At 67.1% G+C, this 11,495-nt stretch carries 10 protein-coding genes; 2 read left to right on the forward strand and 8 right to left on the reverse strand.

The window, feature by feature from the left end; all coding sequences use genetic code 11:
* Positions 1–4 precede the first annotated feature (4 nt).
* From U9983_RS07195 to U9983_RS07220, 6 genes are all read right to left on the reverse strand, one after another.
* Positions 5–679: a LysM peptidoglycan-binding domain-containing protein gene (locus U9983_RS07195; RefSeq protein ID WP_322749278.1), complete on the reverse strand. Its 675-nt coding sequence runs from the start codon at positions 677–679 to the stop codon at positions 5–7.
* Between the two features lie 29 nt (positions 680–708).
* On the reverse strand, positions 709–1,134 hold the full coding sequence (locus tag U9983_RS07200; RefSeq protein WP_322753273.1) for a phage tail protein: 426 nt from the start codon (positions 1,132–1,134) through the stop codon (positions 709–711).
* A gap of 32 nt (positions 1,135–1,166) precedes the next feature.
* On the reverse strand, positions 1,167–3,266 hold the full coding sequence (locus U9983_RS07205; RefSeq protein WP_322753274.1) for a hypothetical protein: 2,100 nt from the start codon (positions 3,264–3,266) through the stop codon (positions 1,167–1,169).
* Between the two features lie 161 nt (positions 3,267–3,427).
* Positions 3,428–3,832, reverse strand: coding sequence for a hypothetical protein (locus U9983_RS07210; protein ID WP_322749274.1), 405 nt, complete (start codon positions 3,830–3,832; stop codon positions 3,428–3,430).
* Positions 3,829–4,269, reverse strand: coding sequence for a phage tail protein (locus U9983_RS07215; RefSeq protein WP_322749273.1), 441 nt, complete (start codon positions 4,267–4,269; stop codon positions 3,829–3,831). Before U9983_RS07215 ends, U9983_RS07210 begins: the two co-directional genes overlap by 4 nt.
* 114 nt (positions 4,270–4,383) lie before the next feature.
* Positions 4,384–5,991 (reverse strand): phage tail sheath family protein, encoded by a 1,608-nt coding sequence (locus U9983_RS07220; protein ID WP_322753275.1) that lies wholly within the window; start codon positions 5,989–5,991, stop codon positions 4,384–4,386.
* 193 nt (positions 5,992–6,184) lie between these two features.
* Between U9983_RS07220 and U9983_RS07225 the strand changes: the two genes are divergently transcribed.
* Positions 6,185–7,663, forward strand: a complete 1,479-nt coding sequence (locus U9983_RS07225) for an ATP-binding protein (protein WP_322753276.1) — start codon at positions 6,185–6,187, stop codon at positions 7,661–7,663.
* 714 nt (positions 7,664–8,377) lie between these two features.
* Complete coding sequence (locus tag U9983_RS07230) at positions 8,378–8,656, forward strand: hypothetical protein (protein ID WP_322753277.1); 279 nt, start codon at positions 8,378–8,380, stop codon at positions 8,654–8,656.
* A gap of 463 nt (positions 8,657–9,119) precedes the next feature.
* Here U9983_RS07230 and U9983_RS07235 read toward each other — a convergent pair whose 3' ends face one another.
* Positions 9,120–9,572 (reverse strand): hypothetical protein, encoded by a 453-nt coding sequence (locus U9983_RS07235; RefSeq protein WP_322753278.1) that lies wholly within the window; start codon positions 9,570–9,572, stop codon positions 9,120–9,122.
* Positions 9,572–11,495, reverse strand: a 1,924-nt coding sequence (locus U9983_RS07240) for an RHS repeat-associated core domain-containing protein (protein ID WP_322753279.1), incomplete at its 5' end; no start/stop codon positions are given. The genes U9983_RS07235 and U9983_RS07240, both read right to left, overlap by 1 nt.

Genomic DNA, 11,495 nt, shown 5'->3' on the forward strand with positions numbered 1-11,495 from the left:
CGTCTCACCGCCCGTCCAGGTCGGCCCGGGAGGGCAGCAGCAGATGTCGCCCGATCGGCAGCCGCATCGGATCATCAACGCCGTTGACCTCGGCCAGCGCCCGCCAACATGCGGCGTCGCCGTAGGTCCGGTACGCGATGCCGGCAAGTGTGTCGCCCAGCGTTATCTCATGGGAACGCCGGGCGGCGCGCGCCCCGGACGTCGGGTTGGTCCCGGCTACCGGCTGCGGGGTCGCCTTCATCCCTAGCGACACCTCGGCCCGGATCGGTGCCCCGGACCGGCTGAACAGCACGCAATTGGCCTCGACGCTGGTGAGATGGCCGACGAACTTACGGTCCAGGCCGACCGCGAAACCACCCCAGTTGAACAGCAGCTCGGGTGGGCTCGGCGACGGCCCGTTGCGGGAGTCCTCGGTCGGGTTCGTCCAGTCCATGAACTGCTGTATCTCGACCATGACGCTGTGCCCCGGCCGTGCGCTCGCGTCCAGCAGCAGGCTGAACTGCATCTCCACCTCACCTGGGCCGCGATAGTGCGGGCGGGCCGAATCCCGGGCCGCCTGGACCGGCTCGCGGTGGAACTCCGCGCGTTTGGCCATCCGTACCGTCGACGGGTTGAAGTGGAAGGTGACCCTCGTCCCCGGGTGGTCACGCTCACACAGATATGCCTTTGCAAACTCCATCGCGACCCCCTTAGGTTACCAGTTGGTAATCACTGGGCCAGAAACCCCTGGTGGGCGAGTTCGAGCGTTTCGGTGGCGACCTTTGCCTGGTCCGTTGACAGGTGGGGTCCGCTGTAGCGAACGGGGCACACACCCATCATCGTCCACTCCGCGACCGGCTCCCGGTTGTCGTTGAAGGCTACGATCGTCGCGACCGCCGGCCGACCGCTGCCCTCCCGCCGGAACGAGCTGAACCACCCGCTCAGACCCTTGGTCGACCCGTCGACCGGACGGGTGAGTTTGAGGTTCTGATAGTGGACGCGCCCGAGCAGCTGGTGCTGGAATCCGTTCTCGCCGCCCTCGTCGTAGGTTTTCACCTCGTAACTGGCCTCCAGCCCCTCGATCGCGGTGAACGCGCCGAGATCGACACCATCAATCACGACATCGAAGCGGAGGCTGTTCGCGGGCTCGGACACGGGTTGGCTCCTGGTATGCGAGATCAGGCTGGTCAGGCGGGATCGGCAAGCAGACCGCGACGCTCGCGGTCGGCAAGTAGGTCGGCCCGGAGCCGACGGGTAATGCGTTCGTACAGCTCGTCCACCAGGGCGGGCAGATCGATCTGCGGTGACGCGGACTCGCCGCTCCCCGCTGCGGAGAGGGTGGCCGGTGGCGGTGGCGGTGGCGGTGCCGGTGCCGGTGGCACGGCAACATCCACCTGCCGTGCGACAACCACGTCGCTGGACCTGACGATCGGCTGCCCACGATGTGGCGCCGCAGTCACGCCGGGGACTGCGGGGACTGCGGGGACGGACGTGGCGGTTCGGGCGGCAGTCGGACTCCGCGCGGCAGTCGGACTCCGCGCGATAGTTGGAATCGCCCCGTCCCGGACGATCGGACCGAGGCCGACCAGCCGCCGGTCTCGCGGTGTTTCCGGCAGCGTCGGCAGCGTCGGCAGCTCGACGAGCAGACGTGGGCCGCGGCTCTCCACGCTCGCTTCAGCCGGGCCATCGGCATGATCCGCGGCCGGCATCACCTGGCCGGTGCTGTCCGAGCTTTCCCCGCCTTGCCGTCCGGGTGCGGATGCCGGTCCTGCAGATCTACTCCGTCGATCCACAACGAACCCTGCGCCCGCTGATCGAGCGCCGTCATCCAGCAGCCTCCCGGCGCTACGCGCCACTGCGGAGACGGACGGCTGTGCCACCGTAGGCGGCTGGGCATCACCGGCGACGGTCCGCGGAGATGGAGCGGTTTGCTCCACGACAACATCGTCCGTCTCGCCGGTCGGCCCGGACAGCACCGTATCGATGTGGTCGTCGTCAATATGGACGTCAGGGCGATGCACAAGGGCGTCCGGCCGGGTGGATGCCGCCGCACGCGACACGGGAGTGGATCGCTCGGAGCTGGATCCTGGTTGGGTGCGGGCGGTGTCGTGTGATCCGCGCGAGCCGGTGTCAGGCCGGACCGTGACAGGTAGCCCGAGACCCCGCCGGAGCACCGGCGCGACGCTCGGGGCGGGAGACACGCCGCCGGTAGCAACCTCGATCACACGGCCACGCCGGGGACGCCCGGATCCGACCCGAGGAACTCCGGAGCCAGGCTGTCCGTTGGGCTCGCTTCCGTCACGTTCTACTCTGTTGTGCTCCGCGGAACGGTTGTGCACCGCGGAACGGTTGTGCTCCGCGGAACGGTTGTGCTCCGCGGAACGGTTGTGCTCCGCGGAACGCATGATCGATAGTCCGGCCGGGGACTCCTCGGACACGGAAGCCACCGACGGATGCACCCCCGGCGCGGCAGGATCGACAGCAGCTGGCCCTCCATCATTCCTGACGGGACGGGGCCCGAGACTGCGGACCAGCGGAGCAGGCAGCGATGCAGCCGCCCGCGCCACGCTCGTGACACCGGCAACACCGGCAACACCGCTTTCGCCTGCGGGACGGGCGCGCACCGTCGGTAGCGGCCGGACGGGGAAGGCGGTACCAACCCCGCCGTGATGCTCGTCAGCGGATGCGTCGCCGGCAGATGCCGCCGGGAGCAAACCGTCGATGCCGGTCGTCATGTCGGGCACAGAGATCATGTCGGACGCAGGCATCATCTCGGGCCCGGGATCGACCGCCACAGCCGTGGCCGGGATCTCGACCGTCGGCGCCGCACCTACACCGCCTGGCCCACGGGCAACCGTCTCCCCCGCGTCAGAGGATTGACGAACCAGAGCCTGACGCGGCCAGGCGAACATCCGCAACGGCGACGAACCAGCGTCCACGGCCTTCCGGCGGTCGGCAACCTTCCGGCGCAACGGTGCCGTCCCGGCACGCACCGGGATGACGCTCGGCACGGGGATGGTCGTAATCGCCCGAAAGGAGCCAGCGGCGGCCATCGGACTGACCTCATGGGTGAGTCTCTGCAGGACTACCGGCGCGGGCACACGGCTGCCCAGGCCACGCGCGAAACCGACCGGATCGGCCGTGACCGGATGCGGCCCGGCAGAGCGGGTGATCGGCGCAAGCCCCTCCCATCCCGAGGTCGCCGTGACCGGCGTGGCAGCCACGGGTGCCCGCTGCGCGGACCCGGCGGCGCTGCGCTGCCGTGGGCGCCACGGACGTCCCCACATCAGCTACTCCTCTCCGGATACCGGCTGGTCGGTCATGGTCCGGGCCGCAGCGAGAAAGTGCTGACGGTCGGGGTGCTCGAGGTCGAGGATTTCCGCCAGCGACCAGTGGAAGCAGGCGGCGACGTACGCGACCTCGTCGAGCAGGCGGTCGGCCGCGTACGTCAGGATCCCCCCGGAGCATCACCGGCCACATCGACGGTGAAGGCGTGGCTGCACGACGGGCAGGTCACGGCGGCGTGGGTGTGGCCCTCCTGATTGATCCGCCGGTACAGGTCCTGGAGGAAAGCGAGGTCCGGGGCGAACAGTCCTTCGATCACGGCCGGGGTGACGGCCCCGACCGAGCCGAGCCGGGTGATGACCCGGGCCAGCAGCAGGACGGTCAGGTATGCCTCGTTGTCCCGGACCCTGGGGTCGCGCAACGGCATGATCTCATCACGGGCGGTCGCCAGCCGCATCACTCCATCGCGGTGGCGCTGACCGGAGTCGTCCACGTAGCCACGCGGAAGCTCGAAGGCGAACTCGGTCGTCAGCCCGCGCGGTGACTCCGTGGGTGCCACCGTGGTCATGCCAGCTCAAGCCCTTCGTGGACGAGCGTGACCTCCTCGATGGCGATCTCGCTCCCGCCGGCCTGAAGATTGCTGATGCTCACCTTGGACGGCCAGGCGTTGCGGAAGTTGAACCGGACCTTCTCGCCGCGCTGATAGTCATAAAGGACGACCGACCCATCCTTACGGGCATCGTCGATCTTTCCTTCCTGGACGAGTTTGATCCATTTCCACCAGGCCGGATCATCGGTCTTACCCCGTTTGAGCTGGATGTCACCCCACTTGCGGGCTCCGGGCAGTTTCTTGATGACCGGGATGCCGCCCTTCTTGTTCTCCTTGTGCTCGATCACCTGGATCTCCGCACTCAGCCCGGAGACCTCCTTGAACTGGGCGATCGCCACACCTTGGATCTCGATCTGATAGGCGTAATTACCGAGCGCGTCCTCACCGATGGGCATCGGCGTCTCCTTGTCGTCTTACTGGAGCCTCGTCCTGCTGGAGCCTCGTCCTGCTGGAGCATCGTCCTGCTGGAGCATTATCCTGATTTCGTCGACCGGCTATTCTTCGAGCCGCTATTCGTCGGCGCCGCCGCCACCGCTCAGCTGGGCGATGCGGAACACGACGAACTCAGCAGGCTTGACCGGGGCCACCCCGATTTCGATGACGACCTGCCCGGCGTCGACGACCTCCGGCGGGTTGGTCTCCTCGTCGCATTTCACGTAGAAGGCCTGGTCCGCGGTTGCTCCGAACAGTGCGCCGTCGCGCCACATCCGCAGTAGGAACGACCCCACGGTGCGCCGCAGTCGCTGCCAGAGCTCCAGGTCGTTCGGTTCGAAGACCGCCCACTGGGTGCCACCGAGAATCGACGCCTCAAGGTAGTTGAAAAGGCGGCGGACGTTGACATAACGCCAGGCCGGATCGGAAGAAAGGGTACGGGCTCCCCAGACCCTGATACCGCGGCCCGAGAAAGCTCGGATGACGTTGATGCCGGCCGGGTTCAGTGCGTCGTGCTCGGCCCGGGTGATGTTCGATTCCAGATCGAGCGCGCCACGGACGATCTCGTTCGCGGGCGCCTTGTGCACGCCCCGGCTGTCGTCACTGCGCCCCCAGATACCCGCGACCGAACCGCTCGGCGGAATGAACCGGTTACGGCCCTCCACCGGGTCGAAAACTGCTACCCACGGCCAGTAGATGGTGGCGAACTTCGAGTCGTATCGGGCTTTCTCCCGCACCCAGTCCCTGATCTGCTGGGCATTGAAACCGGGCGGCGGGTCGAGGATCGCCATCCGATCGGCCATGTTCTCACAGTGGTCGATCATGGCCTGCTGGACCGCCTGGACGGTGTTCAGGTCAAGTTGGCCCTGCTCGTAACAGAACATCAGGTCCGGCGCCGCCACGATGGTGACGTCGTCACATGCAGTGAGGCCACCCAGACCTGTGCGGGCGCTGACATCGCCGACGTAGTCCTCCGAGCCGGCGCTCGGCGTCGCCGCCGGCTCGGCCGCGCGTAGTACGACCTCACCAACAACCGGCACCCGGTCGGCCACGGGTACTACGTCGACCTCCCGCACCCGGACAAACTGTGACTGTTCGTTCACGACGGTCACGACGTTGCGTCGGCCGCGTCGTGCGGTGAGGTTCTCGAAGCTCTCCACCGGCCGGCCGTCCTGCTTGACCACCACGGTGAACATGCCGCCGGGCGCCTCCGGCTCAGCAGCCGGTTCACCACCTGCTGCGCCACCCGCCGCGCCAGCCGCCGTCGACGAACCGTCCCCGGCCGTCCGCTCGGCGGAGGTCACCTCGACCGCAAGATTCGCGTGTGTGCCGGGGTCGGCCGCCTCGACCCGGTAGGCGATCACACCTGGCCGGGTGGCACTGGTGAGTTCGGCCAACGGCACACCCGCCGGATCGGCAGCGCCGGAGCCGACGCTGACCACGTAGCAGGCACCGCCGCCGTTGTTGAAGTAGTGGAAGACCGACAGCGGCAGGTACGCGCCAGGAACGAAGTCACCGAACACGCGGGTGAACTGGCCCCAGTTGGCAAGCCGGACAGGCTCGTTGCGGGGGCCGCGGGCGGTGAAGCCGACGAACGCGGCGATCGCCGTTCCCACCCCCTCGATCGGGCGTGCCCCGGCCTCGACCTCCTCGACATACACACCGGGCGACCGGTAGTTCGGCATGACGCGCTCTCCTCGCCTGGGAAGGGTCCGGATCAAGCGTGGCCTGCGGCCACCGTCGCGCCAACGTCCGTCAGCGCCGTCCGCCGGGCACACAACCCGGCCCGAACGGGCAGCCGGCGATGTGGTAGTTAAGGATCGCAGACTTATGATAAGTCAGCGATCCTTAACTGACCAAGGGTCTCTGGAGGAGATCATGCCTGCCAAGCCACCCGAGTTGTTCGGCCGCGACGCCGAGTGGTTTGAGCTCACCGCGTTCGCCGGCGACCCGACGCCGGGCGCGACCCTCGCACTCGTGTACGGGCGCCGCCGTCAGGGCAAGACCCTCATCCTCGAACTGCTCTGTGAAGCAGTCGGCGGGTTCATGGTCACCGGCGTCGAGCAGTCCGACGCCCAGAACCTCGCCGATCTGGCCGCCGCCTTCACCCGGTTCACCGGCTCCCCCTACCCGGTGGCCTTCACCGACTGGGGACAGGCGGTCGACGCGCTGTTCCGGCTGGGCGAACAGCGCGACACCCCGCTCCCCGTCGTGCTCGACGAGTTCCCCTACCTCGTCGCCCAGAACAGCGCCATCCCATCGCTGATCCAGAACGCGCTCAGCCCACGCGGGCGGGCCCGTCAACACTCCCGCGCCCGACTGATCCTGTGCGGAAGCGCCCTGACTCTCATGCGGGGGCTACTCGCCGCATCCGCCCCACTGCGCGGCCGGGCCATCACCGAGCTCATGCTCCACCCGTTCGACTTCCGCGACGCCGCCGGCCTGTGGGGCCTGACCGAGCAGCCGGACGTTGCTCTGCGCGTCCACGCTCTCGTCGGCGGCACCCCGGCCTACCGGGACTTCTGTGCCCGCGACGCGCCCGAGGACGCCGGCGACGTCGACCCGTGGGTGGTGCGCCGCCTACTCAACCCCGCCGGGGCGATGTTCCGCGAAGGCCGGGTGCTGCTCGCCGAGGAAGCCGGTCTCACCAACCCGGCGCCCTACTACGCCGTGCTCGCCGCCATAGCCCGCGGACGCACCCGACGCGGAGAGATCGCGAACGAACTCGGCCGGGACACCGGTGGCATCCACCACGCCCTGACCGTGCTCACCGACGCGCATCTGGTCACCGGCCACCAGGACGCCTTCCATGCCCGCCGAACGAGCTTCACCCTCGCCGAACCGGTGCTGCGCCTGCACCAGCTGGTGATCCGACCCCAGGAGACCCGCCTGTCACTGCGCCGTGGCGCCGAGGTGTGGGCCGAACTCGCAGACACTGTGTCCGCCCGTATCTACGGACCGCACTTCGAGGGCATCGCCCGCACCTGGTCGCTGGCCTATGCCTCCGCCGAAACCCTCGGGGGACGGGCGAGCCGCGTCCAACCGGCGGCCCTACGGTGCCCTGACACCGCATGCCCGGCCCGCGAGCACGAGATCGACACGGTCGTCATCGAGGTCCGGCCGAACGAGCCGGACCGGGTGCTGGCCATCGGCGAGGCGAAGTGGCGGGCCACCCCGGTTGACGTCGACGAGTTGGCCCGGCTGCGACACATCCGCTCGGTACTGCCCGGCTCACCCGCGAACGTGAAGCTCCTGTTGTTCTCCCGTGCCGGCTTTACCGCCACCCTCACCGCGGACGCTGCCGCCGCCCCCGACGTCGAGCTGGTCGACCTCGACCGCCTCTACACCGGCTCCTGAACTCCAGGCCGGTCCGGGCGTCGCAATACCAGCCGCAATACCGGCTGCCCGCGACGGTTCCCACCGGGTAATCCGCTGCCTGCCCCAGGGGTTTTCCACGGAGTTGACGCTCGACCGGGGGAATCTCTGGACACCAGCATGGTGGGGCGTTATCCAAGGTGGCATGCCCTTCTCCCCCGGCGGCCCGTTGCCTACGCGACACGCCGCTCTTGACCGAACGTTGACGAGGTCGCCGACAGCCTGAACCCGCCTACCTTCGCGCAGCCCTGGGAACGACCGGTGGGTCTTCGGCGACCGAACGAGCGGCGCCTACATACACCGGTACGCCTGGACGCCTATCGTCCGCCATGCCCCGGTACCCGGCAGGAACTCACCCGATGATCCTGACCTCGCCCTCTACTGGGCCGACCGGCGGCGCAGACGAAAGCCGCCCCAGCTGGCGAAATCCCTCCTGCGCGCCTTGCGCGGCCAGGAGGGGAGCTGCCCGCTGTGCGGTCTGCCGCTGCTGTTCGTCGGCGATCCACCGGACTCCCCCAACCAGTGGGAGAAATGGTACGCCGCCGTCGGCAGGGTGATGACCTACACGGCCGTCACCGACAGCGAGAACCGGACACAACACCGCCTTGTTCACACCAGCTGTGCCCGTCGGCATGGAGACGGAACGCGGCCAGCCCGGACCAGCGGAACAGGAACCCGCGCGCCCGTGAGGCGTGCTTGAGCCGTGTGCCGCGACGAGCGGCAAGCACGGTTCTGACGGGGCTCCGGCGCAGCAATGCGCCGGAGCTACCGGACAACCGCGTGCACTACGTCCGCGACACCGCCTGGCACGAGGACGCCTGTCGCGCTCACCTCGGAGACGGCCTACGAAACCTCGCCATTCTCCGCAATCTCGCTCTCGGTCTCCTACGCCTCCAACGCATCACAAAGATCAAGGAGACCGTCAAACACATCGCCCGCGACCGCAACCGGGTCCTTCCATATCTCGCAACCTAGAGTAACAGATCGCGACAGGGCACAACCTTCGCGCAGCCCTGCGCCGAACTACGTAACAATTGACTACGTGACGACTATCGACCCTTCGCTGGCAGCCGATGGCGCGCATCGGCGAGTACCGTCCGCGGACAAGATCGGCACGAGTTTGTCGTCAGGTACGCATATCCGGCCGAAAACCGTACCTAACAACAAACAAACGCCGATCATCACCTCCATGAAGGGCCTCGCACCGAGAACCCGGTTCAGAAGTCGATCATCTGGACCAGTACAGTGCCTACCTCGGCTATCTGCTCGACGTTCAGCCGGTAGAGCGGACTGCGACCGGTGAGCCGGTTGGCCGAGACGGTACTCGGCTCGAAACCTTGGATGAAGATCCATCAGGCATCCCATCCGTGTTCTCTCAACCATTTCAGGGTCTTGCGGGAGAACTGAGGACCACCATCATGCAAGGAGTCGTCCTGGTTTAGACCATTGTCTGCTTGGGGACAATGCAAACCAGCCAAGTACAGTCTTCTTCTGAGGTCACACCCAACACCACATGACCATCGCGGGCCATCGCAACAAATTCTGGTTCGCCAGGATATGCGGTGAGTGTTTGCGCAAGACGAGAATCTGACGAGGCACGGACAATCGCCCATGGCAACGAAGCGCCTTCTCCGGTGACACTAATCAAGAATGAGCCATCGTCAGAGACAACACCGTGAGATTTGGCCAGCTTCCACCATTGCCTATCGACCTCTTCGAGGTTATCGTCTTTACCGTCCTCTACTACAGCGTCCGGTACAACGGCACCACTTATTACGTACTTCCACGCCTGGAACGGCTTAATTCCGCCACCCGAAGGAGCGAAACCAAGTGGAATCAGTCCCGCCGCCCGAAGTATCCGCTCGCGGGATGCCTCGCTAGTGGTTGACATTACTTTCCCTTCGGGTACAAGAGATGGTGCTTGCCTCCAATTTGTTGATATCTCTCAAAATCCCTGTTACCGCCCCATCCAAAGTCTACGCTGGTCCGATTTGGATCACCACCTTTAGGTTGTCCAGCATGGAAGTGTGGTCCCCTACTAGGATCATTCGTGTGCTCGGCAAGAACCCGTGAGCCACTCTCTGTCTCAAACTGCATGTAACGACCCTGTGCACCAACGTCCTCCGAGTATCGGTAATCGGGTGTTCCGCGACGCAAAGGTTCGCCTCCAACTTCCCACTGCAAGTCGGGCGGAGCGCCCCGAGGGATTCCCGCACGATCGTAGGCAGCATTCAATGCTTCCTGACGTGACCTGAAAGATATATCGTACGGGGCAAGGCCGAGGGGGTCGAACCAGCCCAATGGGTTGTGGACGTAGGTGTGGGGGTTGGGTGCGGGGGCCAGGCCAAGGGGGTCGGTGGATCCGTACCGGGCGGTCTCGGGGTCGTAGTAGCGGTGGACGTTGTAGTTCGCGCCGGTTTCGGGGTCGTGATATTGGCCGGGGAAACGCAGCGGGCAGTCGACGGCACCGCCGGCGGAGGACGATGGCGGGCCGGCGCCCCACAGCGTGGTCCGGGCCCGCCAGGAAAGGTCCCCGTCGGGGTCGACGAGCTCGGTAGGCGTGCCGACCAGATCGGTGACGATCGCGTGGAACCGGGCGTCAAACCACGCCTGCTCGGCGGTGTCGTCGCCGGACTTACCGCCGGCAGCCGTGTCGGACGGGCGACGCTCGGACTGGGTGAGCGGCCGGAACCCGCCGGGCTCCCAGTCCCAGCTGGTGACCCGCGGTGCCGGGTCGTCCCCGGAGACGTGGTGCTGTTCGGCGAGGACGACGCCGTCCCAGGCGAAGTCGACCTGTTCGGCCACCCCGCCATCAGCACCGCTGTCACCATCAGCGCTATCGCCGGCAAGGCGCTGCTTGGCAATCCGCCGGCCGAACGGATCATAGGAATACCGCCAGCGCCGGCCGTCCGGCGTGGTCACACCGGTCAGCCGATCGTCGGCATCCCAGCTGTAGCGCCAGGTCCGCGGTTTCGCCGACAGCCGCTTGTGCTGGCGCAGCGTCACCCGGCCCTGCCCGTCATGCTCAAAGCGGACCCGGCCGGCCCGGCGGATCAGCGTGCCGGCGTACTCCCGACCGCCCTGCGCGACATCATCCAGTCCGTCACGTTGTGTAAGTAGATCCTGCGCCGGCAGAGGCTGTGCGGGCACCGGCCAGGACGCGTCGGTGATATTGCCCGCCGCGTCGTAGGCGTAGCGCTCGGACCAGTCCGAGCCGTGGGCCGCGGTGACCCGCCGCACCGAGTCGAGGTCGAACCGGCGCAGGCCGGCGAGCATGTCATCAATCTCGGTGACATACCCATCGCGGCTGTAGGAGTAGTCCCGACGCTGCAACACCCGTGCGTGCCCCGCGGTCACAGTCTGCGACAGCAGCTGGTGGTTGGCATCCCACACCTGCCCCAGCACCACCCCGCTGTCCAGGCTGCGCGCGACCTCCCGGCCCGCCTCGTCGTGGGCGAAGCGCAGGGTTCGACCGGCGGTCTCCAGAGAGGTCGGGAGATCGTTCGAGTCATATGTCCAGACACTCGCCGCCCCGGACGGCGTCACCCGCCGCACCCGCCGACCCAACACGTCGTAGGTCGAGGCGACCGTCCGGCCGTTACAGGTCTCGGCCAGTACCCGGCCGAGAGGATCCCGCTCGAACAGACAGTCCGCATCGGAACTGGTAGCACGCACGACACGGCCGACGGCGTCGTAGGCGAAGGTCGTCACCGCATCGTCGTCATGTTTCTCGGTCACGTTCCCGAGCGGATCGCGGGTGAACCGCAGGGTCTGCCCCGCACCGTTGGTCGACGCGACGAGCTGCCCGGCAGCG

The sequence above is a fragment of the Protofrankia sp. Cas3 genome, from assembly GCF_963555955.1.
Lineage (GTDB): Bacteria > Actinomycetota > Actinomycetes > Frankiales > Frankiaceae > Protofrankia.

Bases quoted from the DNA above. Each gene is read 5' to 3' on its own strand.
- U9983_RS07205 (WP_322753274.1), bottom strand. From the start codon at position 3,266: ATGTGGGGACGTCCGTGGCGCCCACGGCAGCGCAGCGCCGCCGGGTCC.
- U9983_RS07220 (WP_322753275.1), bottom strand. From the start codon at position 5,991: ATGCCGAACTACCGGTCGCCCGGTGTGTATGTCGAGGAGGTCGAGGCC.
- U9983_RS07195 (WP_322749278.1), bottom strand. From the start codon at position 679: ATGGAGTTTGCAAAGGCATATCTGTGTGAGCGTGACCACCCGGGGACG.
- U9983_RS07210 (WP_322749274.1), bottom strand. From the start codon at position 3,832: ATGACCACGGTGGCACCCACGGAGTCACCGCGCGGGCTGACGACCGAG.
- U9983_RS07215 (WP_322749273.1), bottom strand. From the start codon at position 4,269: ATGCCCATCGGTGAGGACGCGCTCGGTAATTACGCCTATCAGATCGAG.
- U9983_RS07225 (WP_322753276.1), top strand. From the start codon at position 6,185: ATGCCTGCCAAGCCACCCGAGTTGTTCGGCCGCGACGCCGAGTGGTTT.
- U9983_RS07235 (WP_322753278.1), bottom strand. From the start codon at position 9,572: ATGTCAACCACTAGCGAGGCATCCCGCGAGCGGATACTTCGGGCGGCG.